This is a genomic window from Herbaspirillum sp. RV1423 (assembly GCF_000577615.1).
GTDB lineage: Bacteria > Pseudomonadota > Gammaproteobacteria > Burkholderiales > Burkholderiaceae_D > Herbaspirillum.
Genome location: NZ_CBXX010000012.1, coordinates 1 through 20,700, shown reverse-complemented (window position 1 = coordinate 20,700; position 20,700 = coordinate 1). Strand labels below are relative to the sequence as shown.

The following is a 20,700-nucleotide window of genomic DNA, read 5'->3' as shown; positions in this document are numbered from 1 at the left end:
CTTTACAGCAGGGGGAACAGTCCGAGCAGCACGCAGGCAATCGTCATGACCACCGATGCGCCGAAGAGGAAGGGAATCGTGTACTTCTGGTGATCGGCCAGTTCGATGCCGGCCAGGCCGCACACCAGGAAGGTCGCGGGTGTCAGCGGGCTGACCGGGAAGCCGGTGGTCATCTGGCCCAGCAGCGCTGCTTGCGCGACCTGGATGGATGGCACGCCGAGCATATGGCTGACTTCGGCAATCACCGGCAGCACGCCGAAATAGAAGGAATCGGGATCGAACAACAGGCTCAGCGGCATCGACAGCAGGCCGAGCACGACCGGGATGTGCGACGCCATTTCCGGCGGCACGAAGCCGACTGCCGTTTTGGCCATTGCCGACAGCATGCCGGATTTGGTCATGATGCCGGTGAACACGCCGGCGGCGAACAGGATGCTGGCCATCAGCAAGGCTGCCTTGGCGTGCGCATCGATGCGGGCGCGCTGCATGTTGACGTCGGGGTAGTTGATCATCAGGGCGAGCACGACGCCGATCATGAACATGACGACGGGATCGACCTTGCCGCTGATCATGACGCCCAGCACGAATACCGTCAGCACGATGTTGATCCAGAAATTGCGTGGACGGCGGATCTTCTTTTCTTCTTCGGTCAGCGTGTGTTCCTGCACAAAACCGGCGGCGGCGCCTTTGCTCAGGCCTAGGCGCTTTTCTTCCTTGAGACCGAGCAGGTAAGCGGTGATGAAGACAAACGCCAGACCGACCAATTGCACCGGGATCAGCGGCGTGAAGATGTCGCTGACGGGGATATGCAAGGCGGCGGAAGCGCGGATCATCGGTCCGGTCCACGGCAGGAAGTTGACGCCGGCCGCCAGCGAGGCTACGCACGCGAGGATGCGTTTGTCGATGCCGAGGCGGTTATAGAGCGGCAGCATCGCCGGAATGGTGATCAGGAAGGTCACGGCGCCGGAACCGTCGAGGTGGATCAGCAGCGCCAGCAGAGCGGTGCCCGGCACGATGCGGCTGGGGCGGCTGCCGACGGTACGCAGGATGCGACTGATGATGGGGTCGAGCATGCCGGCGTCGGTGACGATGCCGAAGAAGAGGATGGCGAATACGAACATGCCGGCCACCGGCGCAATCGAGGTCACGCCGGAGACGATGAATTTCGATGTCGACATGCCGAAGCCGCCGATCAGGGCGGCGGCAATCGGGATCGCGATCAGCGCGACCAGCGGCGACATCTTTTTGGTCAGGATGGCCGAGAACAATAGAACAATCGTGATAAAGCCGAGCAGGGCAAGCATGCGTGTCTCCGGTATTTTTTTGTTGTGGCATCCCGGGGTGGGAGTGCCGTGGATTCTTGTCGATCCGTCTGGCGACGTCTGGTCCAGACGCTTTGCAAGGAATGCAGGGCGAGTGTAGGCGGCGAGCGATTTTGTTGTAAAGTGCATTTTTTCGATTGATTAATCGTTTTTACCGATTAATTGGGAGCCGCCATGCAAGCCAATATTTCGACCCGACTGTTGCAGGGATTCCTTGCGCTGAACGATTGCCGCCATTTCGGCCATGCGGCAGAACGTTGCCACGTCTCGCAATCAGCCTTCAGCGTGATGATCCAGAAGCTGGAGGCAGCCGCCGGCGCAAGATTGTTCGAGCGCGATACGCGCAACGTCACGCTGACGCCGGAGGGGGCGTTGTTCGTCGAAGTCGCCCGACAATTGATGGCCGATATCGACGCCGCGTTTTCCAACATGAGCGACTATGTTGCGCGACGCAAGGGCAAGGTGTCGATCGCTGCCTTGCCGTCGCTGGCGGCGGGCTGGCTGCCACCGGTGATTGCCGCTTACCGGATGCAGCATCCCGGCGTGACGGTGGAGTTGTTCGACGCGTTGTCGGACCATTGCCTGAATTATTTGCGTCAGGGCAAAGCGGATATTGCGTTGACCGCCCCAGGACCGAATCTGATGGAGTTCGATACCCAGCCGCTCTGCGAAGATCCGTTTTACCTGGTGTGCAGGCGCGACCACAAGCTGGCGAAAAAGCGCATCATCCAGATCCCGCAACTGGCCGGCTGCGAGTTGATCCACCTGGCGCGTTCGACCAGCGTGCGCCAGCATCTGGATGCCTTGTTGCAGCCGGTGGGCGTGATCAATACAGGCTTGGAAGTGGAGCACCTGGCGACGGTCGCCGGGCTGATTGAAAGCGGCCTGGGCGTGAGCCTGGTGCCGGAGTTGACGCTATTCCAGTTCCGCCATCCGAATCTGGTGGCGATTCCGCTGAACGCGCCGGACCTGGTGCGGCCGCTGCTGATCGTCAAGGCCAAGGAGCGTAGTTTGTCGATTGCGGCGCAGGGCTTGCTGGAGCTGATCCAGGAAAAAAGCCGGTCAGGATTTGCACCCTGACCGGCCGACGTTCTCTCTCACTTGTATTTTCTACCGCTTTCAAGCAAGGGAGTCGTCTGGCTTCCCCCTCGTGATTCTTTTAGTCAGCAGCGTAGATGTCGTTGTCTTTGGTTTCTTTGACGAAGAGCAGGCCGATGACGAAGGTGATCATGGCGATCACGATCGGATACCACAGGCCGTAGTAGATGTCGCCCTTGAACGCCACCAACGCGAACGATGTGGTCGGCAGCAAGCCGCCGAACCAGCCGTTACCGATGTGGTAGGGCATGGACATCGAGGTGTAGCGGATACGTGTCGGGAACATTTCCACCAACGCGGCAGCGATCGGGCCGTAGACCATGGTCACGTAGATGACCAGGATGAACAGCAGCAACAGCACCATCGGCTTGTTCATTTGCTCAGGATCGGCCTTGGTCGGATAGCCTGCCAGCTTGATGTCGTCAGCCAGTTCTTTTGACAGCGCCTTGTCCTTGGCTGCGGCATCTTCCTTGGACAGGCCGGCAGCATCATACGAAGTGATGATCTTCTCGCCGATCTTGATGGTGGCGACCGAACCAGGTGCGCCGGCTACGTTTTCGTAATTCACCGATGCGGCGGACAGCTTTGCCTTGGCGATGTCGCACGACGACGTGAACTTCTTGGTGCCGGTCGGGTTGAACTGGAATTGGCAGGTCGCGGGATCGGCAGTGACGATCACCGGCGATTTTTGCAGTGCGGCTTCCAATGCCGGGTTGGCGTAGTGGGTCAGCCCCTGGAAGATCGGGAAATAAGTCACTGCCGCAATCAGGCATCCGCCGAGGATGATCGGCTTGCGGCCAATCTTGTCGGACAGCGAGCCGAACACGACAAAGAACGGTGTTGCCAGCAGCAGCGCCAGTGCGATCAGGATGTTGGCCAGTGCGCCGTCGACCTTCAAGGATTGCGTGAGGAAGAACAATGCATAGAACTGACCGGTGTACCAGACCACAGCCTGGCCGGCAGTCAGGCCGACCAGCGCCAGGATCACCAGTTTCAGGTTTTTCCATTGACCGAAAGCTTCCGTCAGCGGCGCCTTGGAGAGCTTGCCGTCGGATTTCATTTTCAGAAACGCGGGCGATTCATTCATCGACAAGCGGATCCAGACGGACACACCCAGCAAGATGATCGACACCAGGAAGGGAATACGCCATCCCCAATCGGCAAATGCGGCTTCGCCGACGGCAGTACGCACACCCAGAATCACCAGCAACGACAGGAACAGGCCCAAGGTTGCCGTGGTTTGGATCCATGCGGTAAATGCACCGCGTTTGTGATCCGGAGCATGTTCAGCAACGTAAGTCGCGGCACCGCCGTATTCGCCGCCCAATGCCAGACCTTGCAGAATACGCAGGGAAATCAGGATGATCGGTGCAATGATGCCGATGGAATTGTAGTTGGGCAGAATGCCAACGATGAAAGTCGACGCACCCATGATCAGGATGGTCATCAGAAAGGTGTATTTACGACCGATCAGGTCGCCCAGGCGGCCGAACACCAGCGCGCCGAAAGGGCGCACGATGAAGCCGGCAGCGAATGCCAGCAAGGCGAAAATGAATCCAGTGTTGGGGTCTGTACCGGCAAAGAACTGCTTGGCGATGATCGCTGCCAGCGAGCCGTACAGATAGAAGTCGTACCATTCAAAAACGGTACCCAGCGAAGAGGCAAAAATAACTTTGCGCTCTTCAGGCGTAATGACGTGCGCAGTGGAAGCTGTCGCCATGCTTGTCTCCTTGATTATTAATGTAATGGATGTACAAACGGGCGACCAAACTGCGCTGGCGCCATTTGTGCACGCATGGAGTGTGCGACGCTAACCTTACGCAATACTTGCTTGAAACTTACACAACCTTACAGCGAATCCGCAAGACGCAAGCGGGCGGTCAGGCTGCCTGTTGTTGCAGAAAAGCCGGCACTTTGGCGGCGGGCAGGCGATTGATCGCCGCCAGCAGCGGGGGATCGATCCGGCGGCATTGGTGATGTCTGCGCAGCCGATCGCTCAGATGCCGCAGCAATTCGGCAGAGACTTCGGCATCGGCTTCGGCGCGGTGGGCATGGCCGCTGAAACGGATTCCCAGGCTGTCGGCCAGGCTGGACAAGCGATAGCTGGGCAGGCCCGGCAGCAGGCGGCGCGACAGCAGCAGCGAACAGACCAGTTCGGAATGGCCGGTTTGCAAATCGAGGCGCTCGGCTTCTGCGCTCAGGAATTTTGAATCGAAACTGGCGTTGTGCGCCGCAAGGGCATCGCTGCCGATGAAGCGCAGCAGTTCCGGCACGATGCGCTCGACCGGCGGCGCAGTATCGACCATTTCCTGGGTAATGCCGGTCAGCGCAGTGATGTCGTACGGGATCTCGGCGCCGCAATTGATGAGGGAAACGAAGCGTTCGACAATGCGGCCGTCGACGATGCGCAGCGCGGCGACTTCGGTGATGCGGGCGCCTTGCGCGGGACTCAGGCCGGTGGTTTCAAAGTCCAGCATGACGACAGGTTGGTTGATCACAGCTAACGGCAATTCAAGAATGGCGAGAGACGGATTTTAATACGCACTGGCTTATCTGCGTCGAATCGTGTAAAGCGCGCTGCTCAGCCATCGCTTATCATTACGGCTTTGCCTATTTGCGGAGAGAGACGCCATGCTGAAACATATCGTGATGTGGAAACTGAAAGACCAGGCCGAAGGCGCCGACAAGGCAAGCAATGCGCGCAAAATGAAGGCTTTGCTCGACGGTTGCGCGGGCCTGGTGCCGGGCATGCTGAAGTTCGAAGCCATGCTGGCCCAGCCGGGATTGGAAGCGACTTACGACGTTGTGCTGTACTCCGAGTTCGAGTCCAGGGCGGCCCTGGATGCGTATCAGGATCATCCCGACCATGTCGCCATCAAACCGTTCATCGGCGCGATCCGCGAAGGTCGCCAATGCATGGATTACGAGATCTGAGCGGCGCATAAGGTATTTATATGAGTCACTCCTTATCCGAAGTGTTCAGCAACGGCAATCCGTATCTGGAAAGCCTCGGCGTCGAGGTGCTGGAATACGGCGACGGCAAGGCTTCCATGGCGCTGCTGCTGCGCCCCGAATTCATGAACAGTTGGCACGTCGCCCAGGGCGGCATTTCGATGACGCTGATGGATGTCGCGATGGGCCTGGCGGCGCGTACGGCAATACCGGAGGCGAAGTCGTCGGCCACGGTGGACATGAGCACCAGTTTCCTGCTGCCTGCCGGCATGGCCGGCGAGACCATCGTGGCGAAGGGCGTTGCCTATCATCGCTCGACCACCATGTGCTTCTGCGAAGCGGAACTGTGGAACGGCGACAAGCTGGTCGCCAAGGCGATGGGCACATTCAAGGCGGTCAAGCGCGTCGATATTGCGAAAAAGCTGACGCATGAAAAATGAGAGACCTGCAAGAGACATCCATATATGAAATACGACATCAAGATTGCCGCATGGGCCGACCTGCGTGAAGATGCTGCGCTGATCCGCAACGAAGTCTTCGTGGTCGAGCAAAACGTTCCCGCCGAACTGGAAATGGACGAGATGGATGCCGTCTGCGTGCATGCCGTGGCGTACGACGAAACCGGCGTGCCTGTTGCCACCGGCCGTTTGCTGCCGGACGGCCACATCGGCCGCATGGCGGTGCGCAAGCACGGTCGCGGCCAGGGTATTGGCGGTGCAGTGCTGCAGGCGTTGATGGCGGCGGCGCGGCAACGAGGTGACCGTGAAGTCGCGCTGAACGCACAAACACACGCGGCGTCTTTCTATGGCAGCCACGGCTTCCGGCAGGAAGGAGAGGAGTTCATGGAAGCGGGCATCAGGCACATCCATATGCGTGCGGGACTAAGCTGATTCAGCCAGACGAGGGGAGTGGTGGCTTGCTATTTTCATTCAGCGCAAACGGACGCGGTCGCGTTGCGCAAAGGCCTCACTATTTCCGTTTGGTAATAATTCAAGGTTTTGTTGTGGTTTCCCACAATATCTAGGGGTATGCTGGTCGGGCATACTTGCGCCCGCAGCGACTCTAGGCGTTTCTTATGGACCTCTGGCAATGTCGGCTGCACGACAAGTTTCCTGAGATCTCATAATAAATGGAGAACCGCATGGCCAAGACGCCACTTTATAAGTCTCTTTACTTCCAGGTGTTGGTGGCGATTGCCATCGGTGTGCTGCTTGGTCACTTCTATCCGCATTCCGGCGAGGCGATGAAACCGCTTGGCGACGGCTTCATCAAGCTGATCAAGATGATCATTGCGCCGGTGATTTTCTGTACTGTCGTGCTGGGCATCGCCGGCATGGAAGACATGAAAAAGGTTGGCAAGACCGGCGGCCTGGCGCTGTTGTACTTCGAAGTCGTCAGCACGCTGGCGCTGATCGTCGGTCTGGTGCTGGTCAACTTCCTGCAGCCCGGCGCCGGCATGAACATCGATCCGAACACCATCGATACCAAGAGCATTACCGCCTACACCGGTCCGGGCAAGATGACCAGCACGGTTGACTTCTTGATGAACATCATCCCGACCAGCATGGTCGATGCGTTTGCCAAGGGCGACGTGCTGCAGGTGCTGCTGGTCTCGGTACTGTTCGGCTTTGCGCTGCATCGCTTCGGCGGCCGGGGCACGATGATTTTCGATTTCATCGAAAAGATCTCCCACGTCCTGTTCGCCGTGGTCGGCACTATCATGAAGGTTGCTCCTGTTGGCGCTTTTGGCGCAATGGCTTTCACTATCGGCAAGTACGGCGTCGGTTCGCTGCTGTCGCTGGGCAAGCTGATGGGGACGTTCTACCTGACCTGCCTGTTCTTCATCTTCATCGTGCTGGGCACTATTACCCGTCTGCACGGCTTCAGCGTGTGGAAGTTCGTCAAGTACATCAAGGAAGAGCTGCTGATCGTGCTGGGTACATCCTCGTCCGAGTCGGTGTTGCCGCGCATGCTGGCCAAGATGGAGAATCTGGGCGCCAAGAAGACCGTGGTCGGCCTGGTGATTCCTACTGGTTATTCGTTCAACCTGGACGGCACCGCGATTTACCTGACGATGGCGGCGGTCTTTATTGCGCAAGCCACCAACACGCCGATGACGCTAGTGCAGGAGCTGACCTTGCTGGCCGTGCTGCTGCTGACATCCAAAGGCGCGGCGGGCATCACCGGCAGCGGTTTTATCGTGCTGGCGGCGACCTTGTCGGCGGTGGGACACTTGCCTGTGGCCGGCCTGGCGCTGATCCTCGGCATCGATCGTTTCATGTCGGAAGCGCGTGCGTTGACCAACACCATCGGCAATGGCGTGGCGACCATCATCGTGGCGAAGTGGAGCAACGAGCTGGATGAGAAGCGTCTGCACGCGCAGTTGAATAACGAAACCTCGGAAGAGGCCAATGAGCCGGAAGCTGTGCTTGATCGCACTGAAGCGAAGATTCATCGCTAATCTCGGGGCGTCATTCTGGAATATGGATTGATGCAGGAAAAAGCGGCGGCGGGACTGATTGTCCCGCCGCCGCTTTTTATTGCAGCAACAGCAAAGCGTTCGTGCAAAAAGGGCCGCACAAAAGAAAAGACCCATAACGAAAGGGGGCACGTTACGGGTCTTGGTCTCCTCGCAGCCTCTTAAGGACTGGATTTATTTGAATGCATTGTGTTCCCTTTGGCGGCATTAGTCATTCTGCGGTGCAGCATACGTTCTCGGGGGAACGACTTCATTGGCATCGGCGCGCGAATACCGGAGGCGCTGCGGAACCTGGCGGCTGGTGAAAAAAAAGCCCGCAACCTTGCGGTGCGGGCTTAAATCCAATTCTTTAAGGAGGAAATTGGAGGAGACAGGTGCAACTTTAATGCTCCGCACAAAAACCATCTACTTTATTTCTCAAATATCAGATATGCGTTTTGGTGATAATGTTTCCGGCTAACGCCGTCAACTGGGGCTTTCCGGGCTGTTCACGTCGGGTTTGAGTTTCAGTTTGCACAGGGAGCTTTTCTTTTGTTGCTCCGTGGCGGGGGCGGCCTGGCAGGATGTGATCGGATCGACAACAAGTTCGTTCAATACCGGTTCGCCGACGATGGGAACGCGCACGACCGTGGAGGCGCGGGTGCCGTAATCGGGCGAACAGATGAAAATCGACGAAAGCACGCGTTCTAATTCGAGGCTGACGCCGGTGCTGGGCAGGCGGCAATCGTTGGCGCGCGTGCTGTCGCTGAGCAGTTCGAAGAAGGTTTCTTCCGGCGCTCCCTGGCACAGCAGGCTGGCGAACTGCGCCTTGGCACGCGTCACCTTGGGCCACGGCGTGTCGAGCAGGGCGTTGGACAGGCCGTAGACGCCGTAGCCCAAAGGCTGGCCGTTGCGCGGATCTTCATCGCCCTTGTTGGAATACCATAGCAAGGTGTCGCGATCGCCGGCGATCAGGTTGAAGCCGTTGTATTGCCCGGCGTCGGCCCGGATATGTTCGACATACTGTTGCGGCGTGAAATCGCCGGCCAGGTAATCGGAAACCAGTTTGCCGCGCGTCGGCGCGTCGGGACGCTTTTCGGACGGCGCACGGACGTTGGTCAGCGCGGCAAAGCGGCCTTCACGCGTGACGCCGAGCCAGGTGCCGCCGGCTTGCAGGTCGCGGCCGGCGTAGATGTCGGGGCGGTCTTCCCACCAGCCTGCGGCGCTGGCCGGGCGCTGATAAAACTCGTCGCGGTTGGCCGCCGCGATCAGCGGCATGCCGGGAATGACTTTCCATGCAAAAATGATCAGGCACATGGCGAAAAGTCCAGAAAGTGTTCGATATGGCGCGCGCCGTCGATCAGGGCGTCCAGGCCGGTATCGGCAACTGCCTCCTGCAGGGCGGCTTCGAAACCGTCCGGCACGTCGAGGTAGACTTCCATCCAGGTATGCATGCCATCCTTGTCCTGCGGGCGGCGCTTGAGTTCGGTTGCCACCTTCAGTTGTTGCGACAGGCGGGTTTGCAGCGCAGCGGCCTGCCGCTCCAGTTGCGCCGAATTACCGACGGGCACGCGGTAATAAATGTAGAGGTCCATCGGCAAGCTCCGGTCGCTTATAGCGTTATTGCGGGTCCGTCAACTCGTAGGGCAGCGTCTGCAATTGCAGCGCCGGGCCGTCGACGGCGCCGAGATGGATGCTGCCGGACTCGGAGGCTGCCAGCTTGATTTCCACCAGGCATGCCGAATTGCCGGCGCCGTCCGGTTCCGCATTGACGACCATGCCGCAAGGCTGGCCGGGGTCCTCGCTGGAGAATACTTCGGCGCCGGGCTGTACTTGCCCTGAGGCCACCAGCGCCAGCACGCTGCGGCGCTTCAGCTTGCCGAGATATTGGCTGCGGGCGACAATTTCCTGTCCCGGGTAGCAGCCTTTTTTGAAGTTGACGCCGCCGATCAGCTCGAAGTTGATCATTTGCGGCACGAACTGTTCTTGCGTCGGTTGAGTGATGGTCGGCACGCCGGCGTAGATGTCGCCCAGACGCCAGGCATGGGCACCGCTTGCACTGAGCTTTTGCGTCAGGACCGGCCAGGCGGCCATGGCTTGCTCCAGCGTCGTGATCCATTGATAACGCGGCGACCGGCGGCTGTCGGCGACGCGCACCAGGGTGCCGTTGTCGTTGTCGGTCTTGCCGTAAGGCTGTGCCGGCAATTGGGGAAACCATTGCTGCAAGGCTTCCGCAGCGGTATTCCCGGCCAGGCCGAGCACCACGCGTTGCTCGCCGATGTCGGCCAGCTTGGCCTTGGCGCGCAGGACGAACATCTGCAGGCGCTTCTGGATTGCAGGTTGCAGGGCGTGCGGCAATTCCAGCACGATTTGCCCGGCATCCTTCCACATCAGAAATGTGGCCAGCAGGCGACCTTTGGGTGTGCAATAACCGGCCAGGCGCGCGGTGGCAAGGTCGAGTTTTTCAACGTCGTTGGTGATCTGGTTGTGCAGGAAAGAGGCTGCATCATCGCCGGTCAGCGAAATCAGGCCCACGTCCGTGAGGGGGGCGACGAAATGATCAGGCAAGGCTGTGTCGGCGACGGCGCCGAAATGGCTGACCTCTTGTGCAGAGGCATCAAACCGGGCGCCTTGCTGTTCCAGGAAGGTGTGCCATGCAGTGCGCGCTGAGGTCGAATCGGTCATAAATTAGGTTACTGGGCTAACAGCGATTATCATTGATGGCTCGATTATAGTGGCGCTGGAAAAAGCGCGTTGGATTGCACCGGATTTTGCCTCAACAATGAAAAAGATATTCAACACCATCGTCCTTCTTTTGGTTGCCCTGGGATGCGGGGCGGCATACTGGCTGAGCCAGCCTATCCTCGGAGAAGGTCAGAAATCCGTTGAATTCACCATCACTCCCGGCGCCGGCATCAACGGCGCTGCCCAGCAGATCGCCGACGCCGGCGCGCCGGTCAACCCCATTCTGTTCGCCTTGCTGGCGCGCGGCAGCGGCAAGGGCAACCGCATCAAGGCGGGCAGCTATGAACTCAAGCCGGGCGCGACGCCCTTGCGCTTGCTGGAACAACTGGTGCGCGGCGAATTTGCCCAGGAATCGTTGACCATCATCGAAGGATGGAGCTTCAGGCAGATGCGCCAGGCCATCGCCGACCACAAGGGACTCAAGCACGACACTGCTGCCTTGTCCGACACGGAACTGCTGGCCAGGGTCTCCAATGAGTTCGTCGCGCCTGAGGGCTTGTTTTTCCCCGATACCTATCTGTTTGCCAAGGGCGCCAGCGACATGCAGATATACCGCCAGGCGTTCACTCTGATGAACAAGCGCCTGGGCGAAGCCTGGAGCAAACGCGACCTGTCGCTGCCGTACAAGACGCCGTACGACGCCCTGATCATGGCCTCCATCGTCGAAAAGGAAACCGGGCAAAAGTCCGAACGCGGCATGGTGGCCGGCGTTTTCATCAATCGCCTGAAGACCGGCATGTTGCTGCAGACCGACCCGACAGTAATTTACGGCATGGGGGAGCGTTACCAGGGCGTGATCCGCAAAAACGATCTGCTGACCGACACGCCGTACAATACTTATACCCGCAAGGGCATGCCGCCGACGCCGATCGCCTTGCCGGGGGCCGCGTCGTTGGCAGCGGCCTTGAATCCGGACAAGACCGACGCCTTGTACTTCGTCGCCCGCGGCGACGGCACCAGTCATTTTTCCAGCAACCTGAGCGAGCATAACCAGGCGGTCAATAAGTACCAGCGCTAACTTATCGTCATATTTTTAACCGACCCACGCTCCCCACTACCCACTATGGCATCAGGCAAATTCATCACCTTTGAAGGCATCGACGGCGCCGGCAAGTCGACACATATCGCTTTTGTCGCGGATCTGCTGCGCGCGCGCGGCCTGACTGTCGTGACCACGCGCGAGCCGGGCGGCACCGAACTGGGCGAAAGCCTGCGTTCCCTGGTGCTGCATCAGAAGATGCACCTGGAAACCGAAGCGCTGCTGATGTTTGCCGGTCGCCGCGAACATCTGGCGCAGGTGATCGAACCGGCCCTGGCGCGCGGCGACTGGGTGATTTCCGACCGCTTTACCGACGCCACCTTCGCTTATCAGGGCGGCGGTCGCCACCTGGCGCTGGACAAGCTCGATGCGCTGGAGCAATGGGTGCATCCGCATCTGCAGCCGGACCTGACGCTCTTGTTCGACGTGCCGCTGGAAGTGGCGCGCGCGCGTCTCGACGCAGAACGCGCGCTGGACAAGTTCGAGCAGGAAAAGGCCGATTTCTTCGCCGACACGCGCGCCGAATACCTGCGCCGCGCCGCGCAGTTTCCGCAACGTTTCCGCATTGTCGATTCGACGCGCTCCATCGCCGATATCCGGCAGGAGATCGTGCAGATACTTGCCGATATTTAAGATGCACAGGATTTTTTTGATCACCGCTTCATCCATGATTGATCACGCATGAGCAATACCGTTTTCCCCTGGCTTGAGGACAGTTGGCTGCAACTCCAGCAACTGCGTGCACGCCTGCCGCACGCGATTCTGTTTTACGGCCCCGAAGGCATCGGCAAAACCGATTTCGTCGAGTCGTTCGCGCAGTCGCTGCTGTGCGAGGACATCCAGCCCGATGGCCATGCCTGCGGCGCTTGCCCTTCGTGCGGCTGGTTTTCGCAATATAACCATCCCGATTATCGTCGTGTGCGGCCGGAGGTCCTTGATGGGGATGATGCCGCAGAAGACGCCGAAGGCGGTGACGAGAAGAAAACCGCCAAGGCCGGCAAAGCGCCGTCCAAGGAAATCAAGATCGACCAGATTCGCGCGCTGGCCGATTTCATGAACGTGTCGACGCACCGTTCCGGCATGCGCGTGGTGGTGCTGTATCCGGCCGAAGCCTTGAATACCGCCGCCGCCAATTCGCTGCTGAAAACCTTGGAAGAGCCGCCGCCGAACACCATGTTCCTGCTGGTTTCCAATCGCCTCGACCGGTTGCTGCCGACCATCCTGTCGCGTTGCCGTAAATTTGCATTGGCCTTGCCGTCGCACGACGCGGGCTTGGCATGGCTCAAGCAGCAAAACGTCAAGGACGCCGACGTCTGGCTATCGGAGCAGGGCGGTGCGCCGCTGGCGGCGTTCCATGCATCGCAAGGCGACAGTCGCGAGATCATGGACGAGTTCCTGCGTTCGCTGAGCCATCCCGGCATCGACGTTGCGTTGAAGACGGCCGAGCGCCTGCAAAAGACGGCGGTGGCAGAACTGGTCGGCTGGCAGCAGCGCTGGCTGTACGATCTGTTTGCGCTGAAGTCGGGCGGGGTCATTCGCTACTATCCGCGTTACGGCAAGGAACTCGGCGCATTGAGCGCGCGCGTCGATACCGTGACGATTGCATCCGCATTGAAAGCCGCCAACGAGCGCCGTGCGATTGCCGATCATCCCTTGTCCGCGCGGTTGTTCATCGAGGAAATGCTGATCGAGTATGCGTCGCTGTTTGCCTGAGCGAGCGGCAGCGGCCCTAGATCGTTACCGGGATGCGCTCCTTGCGGGGCGCATCCGTCAAGACCTGACAATGACCACCTGAAACGTTTTCATGAGCACTGCATACACCCATCGCCTGGCGCGCCAGGAAGATCTGAACGCCATCGTCGCCATCTACAACAGCACCATCGCCTCACGTCAGGTCACTGCCGATACCGAGCCGGTTTCGGTGGCGTCGCGCCAGGACTGGTTCGACGAACATACGCCCGACAGGCGTCCGTTATGGGTGGCTGAGTGCGACGGCGAGGTTATCGGCTGGCTTTCCTATTCCAATTTCTATGGGCGCCCGGCCTATGCCGGCACCGCCGAGCTGTCGGTCTATCTGCGCGAAGAGGCGCGCGGCCAGGGGCTGGGACGTTACTTCCTCGAGCAGGCCATTGCTTTCGCGCCGTCGATCAAGGTGCATACGCTGCTGGGGTTTGTGTTCGGTCATAACGAACCGAGCCTGAAGCTGTTTGAAGCATTCGCCTTCGAGCGCTGGGCGCACATGCCGGGCGTGGCGACGCTGGACGGGGTGGAGCGGGATCTGGTGATTTTGGGGAAGCGGGTGGCCTGACCTTTTCGCAACATGCCATGCGCATGACAAAAGGGCGCACAAAGAAGGGAAGCATATAGGCTTCCCTTTTTCATGGTTTCATGGCGACGCGTTCGTCAGAAATCCACGGAAGCGGACATGACATAGGTTCGCGGCGTTCCAAGCACCAGATAGCCGACGTTGGAAGCGCCGCCCGCCGATTCCCAATAATTCTTGTTGGTCAGGTTTTCAATAGCGCCGCGCAGCGTAACGACACGGCCGCCGATTTGCGTGGCGTAACGGGCGCCGATGTCATATCTCGTCCAGGATGGGACTTCCTGCAAATTGGCCGAGTCCAGATATTGGGTCGAGGTATGGATGGCGCGGCCGTTCAGCGTCAATCCTTTTACGCCGGGGATATCCCATTCCGCTCCGATGTTGGCTTGCGTCTTGGGCACGCCGATGGCGTAATGGCCGTTGTTGAGGCCACCGTTGGTGTTTTCCAGTTTAGCGCGCAGGAAGGTCAGGCCTCCCAGTACGCGGACGCCGCGCATCGGTGCGCCGAAGACCGAAAATTCCGCGCCGCGATTGCGTTGTTCGCCGTTGGTGCTTTCGATATGGGTAACGGTATCTTCGTAGGCGCTCGGTTGCGTCGTGGTGAACAACGCCACCCCGAAACCGATCTTGCCGGCATCATATTTGGCGCCGATCTCTTTTTGTTTCGACTTGTACGGCGACAACACCTGGCCGAAATTGACGGCGGTGCTGCTCGTGACCTGTTTGCCCTTTTGCAACCCTTCGATGTAATTGGCGTAAAGGGAGAGGTCTTTCAACGGCTTTATCACCAGACCGACGACCGGCGTTATGGCGCTCTTGTCGTAGTGGTCGGTTTCCAGATGCGTGTTGTAGTCGTAGCTGTTGTTCTTGACGGTCTGATGACGGGCGCCGAGCGTCACGGCGATGCGGTCATCATAAAACGACAGCGTATCGGCAAGGGCGAAACTCGACAACTGGGTCTTGGTGGTCGTCCGCGGGTCGGCAAGATCGCCGCCGAAGAAATCCAACGCAGGCTGAGTCGCGGTGACCGGCGAATAGAGATTCGACGTGGTGGCCGTCCCCAAAGACATGGCATAAGCGTTGCGCGAATCCTGCCAGTAGCTGGAAGCGGTTGCGCTCACCGCGTGCGAAATCACGCCGGTCTTGAACTTGCCGCGAATGCCGGCTTCGCCGGTGCGTACGGTATCCCGGCGGGCATTGTCAAAGCGGTTTGCCGTCGTGTCGCCAGCAGTATCGGTAACGGTCGGGCCGGCCAGCACATTTCTTTCCGTGCCGTAGCGGGTGCCGAGGGCTGCCCAGGCTGTCACGCTGTCAGACAAGTCCCATTCTCCGCGCAGCGTGCCGAACACATCGCGCTCGTTGGAATACAGCCAAGGCTGGCCGAAGTTGGTCGCAGCGCTGGGTGCGGACGGAACGGCGAGGCCGGCTGCAACCCGTACGCTGGGACGAGGGTTCTTGAGGTTGTGTTCCTGGTAGCCGACATCGGCGGACAAACGGAAGCTGTTGCCGCGATAGTCCAGGCCGACCGTGAGCATGCCCAGTTCGCGGTTTTCTCCATTCACAGCGGTTCCGCCTTCGCGACGCACTGCATTGACGCGGATGCCCAAACGGTCGTCCGGGCCAAAACGGCGGCCGATGTCGGTTGCAAAATATACCTGGCCGCCGGTTTCGTAGCCCATGGTGGCCTGGGTGATCGGATCGGAAGACGCTCTTTTGGGCAGCAAGTTGATGGTGCCGCCGATGCCGCCGTCGCCGGGCGCCGCACCATTGAGGAAAGCGCTGGCGCCGCGGAATACTTCGACGCGTTCGAGCATTTCGGACGCCACGTATTGGCGAGGCAACAAGCCATACAATCCGTTGTAGGCCAAGTCATCGGAATTCGCCATGAAGCCGCGGATCATGTATGCCTCCTGGTAGTTTCCGAATCCGCGGGTGACGCGAATGGACGGATCGTTCAGCAAGACTTCGCCGACGCTGTGCGCCTGCTGATCTTTGATCAGGTCCTGGGTATAGCTGGTGCTGCTGAAAGGCGTATCGAGAAAATCCTGATTTCCCAGGAAGCCCACCCGACCGCCGCGCGCCACCTGGCCACCTGCATACGCTTCCGGTAAACCGTTCGCGGACGCATCCGCGGAGGCATTGACCGTGATCGACGGCAGCGCCTGGTCGGCTTTGGCGTCCTTGCCGGTCGTCGTTTGCGCCTTGGCGGTGTGAGAGCAGGCCAGCGGAACAATGAAAGCGACAGCCAGCGCTGTGGCGATAGGAGTCAGGCGGTATTGCATGGGGTCCTTTTCTTTTTGGCGGATACGTCTTTGCCTCCGCGACAGAAGGTAAAAACGGGATTAGGTGACGAGTGAAATTTTATTGCTCAATTATAATTAAGAATAATTATCGTTTGTATTTATATTTATAATTTTGTCTAAATTGCCATTAAAAAATTGTTGAATTGATATCGATTTATTCGCGGTCTCGCTTTTTTGATTCTTGATAAGAAATTGTTTTCATATTTGAAAAGGCTTCCGCAGTCGTTTTTCCTGAATTGCCAGGCTTTGGAAAGCGGTAGTACCAAGCTGCGACATATAATCGCTGCATGCCGATACTTGCCCTTTCTCGTCCGTTGTCGCAACATCAGTTGCTGCTGCGCCTATTCTGGATGCGTTGCATGACGACGCTGGCGCAGGCATTGCTGGTGGCTGGCGCGTACTACGGGATGGGGGTGAATTTGCCGCTTACGCCGCTGTGCATAGTGCTGGCCCTGATGGTGGCGTTCAACGGGCTGACGTGGCTGCGTATGCGGCTGGCGCAGCCGGTGCGCGAGTCCGAACTGCTCGTTCAACTATTCATCGATATCAGTGCGTTGTCCGTCTTGCTGTATTTCAGCGGCGGAGCGACCAATCCTTTCGTGTCTTTTTATCTGCCTGCGCTGGCGGTGGCAGCGGCAGTCCTGTCGCCGCGCTATGCTTTCACGCTGGCGCTATACTCCTTCGCTTGCTATTCGGGTCTGACCTACTTGTACGAGCCGCTGCACATCCATGATCACGATCAGGCGATGGCCTACCATCTGGCGGGAATGTGGGTGAACTTTCTGATGTCGGCGGCCTTGATTACCTGGTTTGTGACGCGCATGTCGGCCACGGTGCGGGCGCGCGACGCCCAGTTGGCGCAGGCGCGCGAACAGCAGTTGCAGGACGAGCGCATCGTTGCTCTGGGCACGCAGGCAGCCAGCGCCGCGCATGAGATGAGCACGCCGCTGGCGACCGTGGCCGTGATTGCCGGCGAACTGCGTATCGAGGCCGGGCGCAACCAAGCGCTGACCATGTATCGCGATGATCTGGCCATCGTCGAAGAACAGATCGCCGTTTGTAAAACCGCCCTGGATCGCATGGGCATGGATGTGCAGATGCGACACGCTGATGCCGACGCTGTACCGGTCAAACTGACCGACTGGCTGCGACACTTTGTCGATGTCTGGCGCCTGCGCCATCCGGCCGTTTCAATACGCTTGTCGCTGCCGCAAGATGCGGCGCCGGCGCGCCACCAGCAACTGACCGGGCAAATCTTGCTGACCTTGCTCGACAATGCCGCCCAGGCGGTGGCGGAAAGCGGGAAGATCGACGTGACCTTGAGCGTGCAACGCGATGAAGCGATGATTCGCGTCGCCGACGACGGTCCCGGCATCGCCCCCGAGTTGTTGAGACGCCTGGGCTATGAGCCGGTGCGCAGCAGCACCGGCGGCAAAGGCATCGGCCTGATGCTGGCCTTTGCGACTGCCAGGCAGATGGAAGGCCGGTTGACGTTGTCTTCCGATACCGGATGCGGCGCCAGCGCGACGCTGACGATGCCTGTGTGAACCGACGGAGAAATCAGACGAAACAATGAGCGCCGCTTTCCTTATCCTCGACGACAACGAAGTATTTGCATCCACGCTGGCGCGTTCGCTGTCGCGCCGCGGTTTCGCGGCGACCATTGCGCATAGCGGCGAAGCAGCCTTGCTGGCGGCTGGCGGCATCGCATTCGACTACGCCACCATCGACCTGCAATTGCAGCAGGATTCCGGCCTGCAATGGATCGCACCGCTGCGCGAGAAGTTGCCGCGCGCGCGTTTGCTGGTGCTGACCGGCTACGCCAGCATTGCGACGACGGTGCAGGCGATCAAGGCGGGAGCCGACAATTATCTCGCCAAGCCGGCTAATCTGGATTCGATCCTGTCGGCGCTGGAGCACAATGCCGAGGACGTTGCGGCAAATACGGGCGAGAGCGCCACGCCACTGTCGGTCGAACGTCTTGAATGGGAACATATCCAGCGGGTGCTGGCGGAACATCAGGGCAATATCTCCTCTACCGCGCGGGCGCTGAACATGCATCGCCGCACGCTGCAGCGCAAGCTGGCCAAACGTCCGGTCGCCAGATAGCTGGCGGCGATGGCATAAAATAGCGCCTATCATGTATATCGATTCCCATTGCCATATCAATTTCCCCGAACTCGCTGCGCGCTTGCCGGACATCTTCGGCAAGATGGCCGAGAACCGGGTCAGCCACGCGCTGTGCGTATCGGTCAACCTGCCGGAGTTTCCGCAAGTGCTGGAGCTGGCGGAACAGTACCCACACATCTATGCCTCGGTCGGCGTCCATCCCGATTATGAAGACACGCCGGAGCCGACCGTCGGGCAACTGGTCGAACTGGCCGATCATCCGCGCATCGTCGCCATCGGCGAGACCGGCCTCGATTATTATCGCCTGCAAGGCGACCTCGAATGGCAGCGTGAGCGTTTCCGCACCCACATCCGCGCCTCGCGCATTACCGGCAAGCCGCTGATCATCCATACCCGTTCGGCGTCGGAAGACACCATCCGCATCCTGCGCGAAGAAGGCGCCAGCCCGGACGCGGGCGGTGCCGCCGGCGTCATGCATTGCTTCACCGAGTCGCAGGAGGTGGCCGATGCGGCGATCGGACTGGGTTTCTATATTTCATTCTCCGGTATCGTCACGTTCAAAAGCGCCAAGGCTTTGCAAGAAGTCGCGCGTACCATTCCGCTGGAACGCATGTTGATCGAAACCGATTCGCCTTATCTTGCGCCGGTGCCGTATCGCGGCAAGACCAATGAGCCTGGGCTGGTGCGGCATGTGGCGGAATTCATCGCCGACTTGCGCGGCATTCCAGTGGACGAAGTGGCGCGTCACACCACCGAGAATTTTTTCACGCTGTTTCAAATGGCAGGCAAGGATCGTGCACATGCTTAACCGGTTTTCCCGTTTCTGCGTAGCGGCGTTGTTGGCGCTGACGGCATCGGCCGGCCTGATGCCGGCAGCAGCACATGCCGGCACCTACGACGACTATTTCACCGCCGTCAAGATGGATGCGCCGCGCGAACTGCAGGATTTGATCAAGCGTGGGCTGGGGCCGAACATGGTCGAACCGCAGCGCGGTTATTCGGCATTGATGTTGTCGATCCGAGAAGACTCGATGAAAGCCTTCGATGTGTTGTTCAACACGCCCGGCGTCGATCTCGAGATCAAAGCCAAAAACGGCGATACAGCCATCATGGTGGCGGCGTTTTACGGCAATCTGCCGGTGGTGAAGCTGCTGCTCGACAAAGAAGTCGAAGTCAACCGCCCCGGCTGGACGGCATTGCATTACGCCGCCATCAACGGCAATGCGGCGATCATCAAGCTGTTGCTGGATGCATCGGCATATATCGACGCCGAATCGCCCGACGAGAAAATGACGCCCGTGATGCTGGCGGCAGTGCGCGGCCGTACCTTCGCGGTCAGGCTGCTGAAGGAGGAGGGGGCCGACATCAGCCTGAAGAACGCCGACGGCATGACCGCGCTCGATCTGGCGCGCCGGTTCAATCAACAGGACGTGGTGGAAGAGTTGACCGGACAGCATACCTCGTGGTCTGCACAAAAGCCGGGGTCATGAGCGTAATACCGTTCAGTTAAGCCCATTCCTGCCTATAGCAGTCGTCCCGGCGAAAGCCGGGATCCAGTATCGTGAAGACGGTCAATACGACGCTGGGTCCTGACCTACGCCAGGATGACAGTGATGTGCAATGAGGAAGAATGTTTCTACGCTTAACTGAACAACATTAGGGCCGTGAGCGGGAAATATGTTCTACGGTCATGTATAAAAAATCCCGGTCCGCGTCAGGCAAGAACCGGGATTTTTATTTGCTAAGTTGGTCGGTCAGCGGCGGATCAGAATCTGCGGTCCCACGTCCTTGATGTCCTTGGTGCCGGTCAGCGCCATGCTGACGTCGAGTTCCTTGTGCAGGATCTGCAGCATTTTGGTGACGCCTTCGCCGCCCATGGCGCCCAGGCTGTACAGGAAGGCGCGGCCGATCATCGTGCCCTTGGCGCCCAGCGCGGTGGCCTTGAGGATGTCCTGGCCGGTGCGGATGCCGCCGTCGAACCAGACTTCGATCCGGTCGCCGACTGCTTCGGCAATCGCCGGCAAGGCTTCGATCGACGAGATCGCGCCGTCCAGTTGGCGGCCGCCGTGGTTGCTCACGACCAGCGCGTCGGCGCCGGTCTGCGCGGCGATCCTGGCGTCTTCCACGTCGAGGATGCCTTTGAGGATCAGCTTGCCGCCCCATTGTTCCTTGATCCAGGCGACGTCGTCCCAGTTCAGGGTCGGGTCGAACTGGCTGGCGGTCCACTGGCTCAGCGTCTGGATGCCGCTGCCGCCGCCGGTGATGTGGCCGGCCAGGTTGCCGAAGGTCTTGCGTCCGCCCAGCGCGCGCAGCGCCCAGCCGGGTTTTCC

21 protein-coding genes are annotated in these 20,700 nt (G+C 59.5%); 13 read left to right on the top strand and 8 right to left on the bottom strand.

Going from position 1 to position 20,700, the window contains the following annotated elements; translation table 11 throughout:
* Positions 1–2: 2 nt before the first annotated feature.
* On the bottom strand, positions 3–1,304 hold the full coding sequence (locus tag RV1423_RS13415) for a CitMHS family transporter (RefSeq protein WP_034297335.1): 1,302 nt from the start codon (positions 1,302–1,304) through the stop codon (positions 3–5).
* A 192-nt stretch (positions 1,305–1,496) separates the two neighbouring features.
* Between RV1423_RS13415 and RV1423_RS13410 the strand changes: the two genes are divergently transcribed.
* Positions 1,497–2,402: a LysR family transcriptional regulator gene (locus RV1423_RS13410; RefSeq protein ID WP_034297333.1), complete on the top strand. Its 906-nt coding sequence runs from the start codon at positions 1,497–1,499 to the stop codon at positions 2,400–2,402.
* Between the two features lie 79 nt (positions 2,403–2,481).
* On the opposite strand, the gene RV1423_RS13405 is transcribed toward RV1423_RS13410, so the two are convergent.
* Both RV1423_RS13405 and RV1423_RS13400 read right to left on the bottom strand, forming a co-directional pair.
* Positions 2,482–4,140: an MFS transporter gene (locus RV1423_RS13405; RefSeq protein ID WP_034297330.1), complete on the bottom strand. Its 1,659-nt coding sequence runs from the start codon at positions 4,138–4,140 to the stop codon at positions 2,482–2,484.
* A 160-nt stretch (positions 4,141–4,300) separates the two neighbouring features.
* A complete protein-coding gene (locus RV1423_RS13400; RefSeq protein WP_034297328.1) occupies positions 4,301–4,918 on the bottom strand; it encodes a PolC-type DNA polymerase III in 618 nt (205 codons plus the stop codon).
* A 133-nt stretch (positions 4,919–5,051) separates the two neighbouring features.
* Between RV1423_RS13400 and RV1423_RS13395 the strand changes: the two genes are divergently transcribed.
* The 4 genes from RV1423_RS13395 (at position 5,052) to RV1423_RS13380 (ending at position 7,833) form a co-directional block, all read left to right on the top strand.
* Positions 5,052–5,354: a Dabb family protein gene (locus tag RV1423_RS13395; RefSeq protein ID WP_034297326.1), complete on the top strand. Its 303-nt coding sequence runs from the start codon at positions 5,052–5,054 to the stop codon at positions 5,352–5,354.
* A 20-nt stretch (positions 5,355–5,374) separates the two neighbouring features.
* Positions 5,375–5,812, top strand: a complete 438-nt coding sequence (locus tag RV1423_RS13390) for a PaaI family thioesterase (protein ID WP_034297324.1) — start codon at positions 5,375–5,377, stop codon at positions 5,810–5,812.
* Positions 5,813–5,836: 24 nt separating this feature from the next.
* Positions 5,837–6,262 carry a GNAT family N-acetyltransferase gene (locus RV1423_RS13385; RefSeq protein ID WP_051516671.1) on the top strand — a complete coding sequence of 142 codons (426 nt, stop codon included), beginning with the start codon at positions 5,837–5,839 and terminating at the stop codon, positions 6,260–6,262.
* A 251-nt stretch (positions 6,263–6,513) separates the two neighbouring features.
* On the top strand, positions 6,514–7,833 hold the full coding sequence (locus RV1423_RS13380) for a dicarboxylate/amino acid:cation symporter (protein WP_034297322.1): 1,320 nt from the start codon (positions 6,514–6,516) through the stop codon (positions 7,831–7,833).
* A 483-nt stretch (positions 7,834–8,316) separates the two neighbouring features.
* Here the strand turns inward: RV1423_RS13380 and RV1423_RS13375 are convergent, their stop codons facing one another.
* Genes RV1423_RS13375 through RV1423_RS13365 form a run of 3 tightly spaced genes read right to left on the bottom strand, consistent with a single transcriptional unit; the run spans position 8,317 to position 10,515 of the window.
* Entirely contained in the window at positions 8,317–9,147 is an 831-nt protein-coding gene (locus tag RV1423_RS13375) for an NRDE family protein (RefSeq protein ID WP_034297320.1), read from the bottom strand.
* Positions 9,138–9,425, bottom strand: a complete 288-nt coding sequence (locus tag RV1423_RS13370; protein WP_034297317.1) for a DUF4936 family protein — start codon at positions 9,423–9,425, stop codon at positions 9,138–9,140. Before RV1423_RS13370 ends, RV1423_RS13375 begins: the two co-directional genes overlap by 10 nt.
* Before the next feature lie 25 nt (positions 9,426–9,450).
* On the bottom strand, positions 9,451–10,515 hold the full coding sequence (locus tag RV1423_RS13365; protein WP_034297314.1) for a folate-binding protein YgfZ: 1,065 nt from the start codon (positions 10,513–10,515) through the stop codon (positions 9,451–9,453).
* 97 nt (positions 10,516–10,612) lie between these two features.
* Here RV1423_RS13365 and mltG point away from each other — a divergent pair, with 97 nt between their 5' ends.
* The 4 genes from mltG (at position 10,613) to RV1423_RS13345 (ending at position 13,922) form a co-directional block, all read left to right on the top strand.
* The gene (gene mltG, locus RV1423_RS13360) at positions 10,613–11,593 is read left to right on the top strand and encodes an endolytic transglycosylase MltG (RefSeq protein WP_034297312.1); all 981 of its coding nucleotides are present in this window, start codon (positions 10,613–10,615) and stop codon (positions 11,591–11,593) included.
* Between the two features lie 45 nt (positions 11,594–11,638).
* Positions 11,639–12,247, top strand: a complete 609-nt coding sequence (tmk, locus tag RV1423_RS13355; RefSeq protein WP_034297310.1) for a dTMP kinase — start codon at positions 11,639–11,641, stop codon at positions 12,245–12,247.
* 48 nt (positions 12,248–12,295) lie between these two features.
* A complete protein-coding gene (locus tag RV1423_RS13350) occupies positions 12,296–13,327 on the top strand; it encodes a DNA polymerase III subunit delta' (RefSeq protein WP_034297308.1) in 1,032 nt (343 codons plus the stop codon).
* A gap of 91 nt (positions 13,328–13,418) precedes the next feature.
* A complete protein-coding gene (locus RV1423_RS13345) occupies positions 13,419–13,922 on the top strand; it encodes a GNAT family N-acetyltransferase (protein ID WP_034297305.1) in 504 nt (167 codons plus the stop codon).
* 95 nt (positions 13,923–14,017) lie between these two features.
* Here the strand turns inward: RV1423_RS13345 and RV1423_RS13340 are convergent, their stop codons facing one another.
* Positions 14,018–16,219 (bottom strand): TonB-dependent siderophore receptor, encoded by a 2,202-nt coding sequence (locus RV1423_RS13340; RefSeq protein ID WP_034297304.1) that lies wholly within the window; start codon positions 16,217–16,219, stop codon positions 14,018–14,020.
* Between the two features lie 308 nt (positions 16,220–16,527).
* Between RV1423_RS13340 and RV1423_RS13335 the strand changes: the two genes are divergently transcribed.
* The 4 genes from RV1423_RS13335 to RV1423_RS13320 are packed head-to-tail and all read left to right on the top strand — an operon-like array spanning position 16,528 to position 19,860.
* On the top strand, positions 16,528–17,787 hold the full coding sequence (locus tag RV1423_RS13335) for an ATP-binding protein (protein ID WP_034297302.1): 1,260 nt from the start codon (positions 16,528–16,530) through the stop codon (positions 17,785–17,787).
* 25 nt (positions 17,788–17,812) lie between these two features.
* On the top strand, positions 17,813–18,349 hold the full coding sequence (locus RV1423_RS13330) for a response regulator transcription factor (protein ID WP_034297300.1): 537 nt from the start codon (positions 17,813–17,815) through the stop codon (positions 18,347–18,349).
* Between the two features lie 31 nt (positions 18,350–18,380).
* Positions 18,381–19,178, top strand: coding sequence for a TatD family hydrolase (locus RV1423_RS13325; RefSeq protein ID WP_034297298.1), 798 nt, complete (start codon positions 18,381–18,383; stop codon positions 19,176–19,178).
* The gene (locus RV1423_RS13320; protein ID WP_034297297.1) at positions 19,171–19,860 is read left to right on the top strand and encodes an ankyrin repeat domain-containing protein; all 690 of its coding nucleotides are present in this window, start codon (positions 19,171–19,173) and stop codon (positions 19,858–19,860) included. The genes RV1423_RS13325 and RV1423_RS13320 overlap by 8 nt, the downstream gene beginning before the upstream one ends.
* 264 nt (positions 19,861–20,124) lie before the next feature.
* Here RV1423_RS13320 and RV1423_RS13315 read toward each other — a convergent pair.
* The coding region (locus tag RV1423_RS13315) for an alpha-hydroxy acid oxidase (RefSeq protein WP_034297295.1) at positions 20,125–20,700 on the bottom strand (576 nt) is incomplete at its 5' end.

What these genes read in the sequence shown, in the direction of transcription:
- RV1423_RS13380 (WP_034297322.1), top strand. Translation starts at nt 6,514, where the DNA reads ATGGCCAAGACGCCACTTTATAAGTCTCTTTACTTCCAGGTGTTGGTG.
- RV1423_RS13385 (WP_051516671.1), top strand. Translation starts at nt 5,837, where the DNA reads ATGAAATACGACATCAAGATTGCCGCATGGGCCGACCTGCGTGAAGAT.
- RV1423_RS13405 (WP_034297330.1), bottom strand. Translation starts at nt 4,140, where the DNA reads ATGGCGACAGCTTCCACTGCGCACGTCATTACGCCTGAAGAGCGCAAA.
- RV1423_RS13320 (WP_034297297.1), top strand. Translation starts at nt 19,171, where the DNA reads ATGCTTAACCGGTTTTCCCGTTTCTGCGTAGCGGCGTTGTTGGCGCTG.
- RV1423_RS13365 (WP_034297314.1), bottom strand. Translation starts at nt 10,515, where the DNA reads ATGACCGATTCGACCTCAGCGCGCACTGCATGGCACACCTTCCTGGAA.
- RV1423_RS13345 (WP_034297305.1), top strand. Translation starts at nt 13,419, where the DNA reads ATGAGCACTGCATACACCCATCGCCTGGCGCGCCAGGAAGATCTGAAC.
- mltG (WP_034297312.1), top strand. Translation starts at nt 10,613, where the DNA reads ATGAAAAAGATATTCAACACCATCGTCCTTCTTTTGGTTGCCCTGGGA.
- RV1423_RS13375 (WP_034297320.1), bottom strand. Translation starts at nt 9,147, where the DNA reads ATGTGCCTGATCATTTTTGCATGGAAAGTCATTCCCGGCATGCCGCTG.
- tmk (WP_034297310.1), top strand. Translation starts at nt 11,639, where the DNA reads ATGGCATCAGGCAAATTCATCACCTTTGAAGGCATCGACGGCGCCGGC.
- RV1423_RS13370 (WP_034297317.1), bottom strand. Translation starts at nt 9,425, where the DNA reads ATGGACCTCTACATTTATTACCGCGTGCCCGTCGGTAATTCGGCGCAA.
- RV1423_RS13415 (WP_034297335.1), bottom strand. Translation starts at nt 1,304, where the DNA reads ATGCTTGCCCTGCTCGGCTTTATCACGATTGTTCTATTGTTCTCGGCC.
- RV1423_RS13340 (WP_034297304.1), bottom strand. Translation starts at nt 16,219, where the DNA reads ATGCAATACCGCCTGACTCCTATCGCCACAGCGCTGGCTGTCGCTTTC.
- RV1423_RS13395 (WP_034297326.1), top strand. Translation starts at nt 5,052, where the DNA reads ATGCTGAAACATATCGTGATGTGGAAACTGAAAGACCAGGCCGAAGGC.
- RV1423_RS13390 (WP_034297324.1), top strand. Translation starts at nt 5,375, where the DNA reads ATGAGTCACTCCTTATCCGAAGTGTTCAGCAACGGCAATCCGTATCTG.
- RV1423_RS13335 (WP_034297302.1), top strand. Translation starts at nt 16,528, where the DNA reads ATGCCGATACTTGCCCTTTCTCGTCCGTTGTCGCAACATCAGTTGCTG.
- RV1423_RS13325 (WP_034297298.1), top strand. Translation starts at nt 18,381, where the DNA reads ATGTATATCGATTCCCATTGCCATATCAATTTCCCCGAACTCGCTGCG.
- RV1423_RS13330 (WP_034297300.1), top strand. Translation starts at nt 17,813, where the DNA reads ATGAGCGCCGCTTTCCTTATCCTCGACGACAACGAAGTATTTGCATCC.
- RV1423_RS13350 (WP_034297308.1), top strand. Translation starts at nt 12,296, where the DNA reads ATGAGCAATACCGTTTTCCCCTGGCTTGAGGACAGTTGGCTGCAACTC.
- RV1423_RS13410 (WP_034297333.1), top strand. Translation starts at nt 1,497, where the DNA reads ATGCAAGCCAATATTTCGACCCGACTGTTGCAGGGATTCCTTGCGCTG.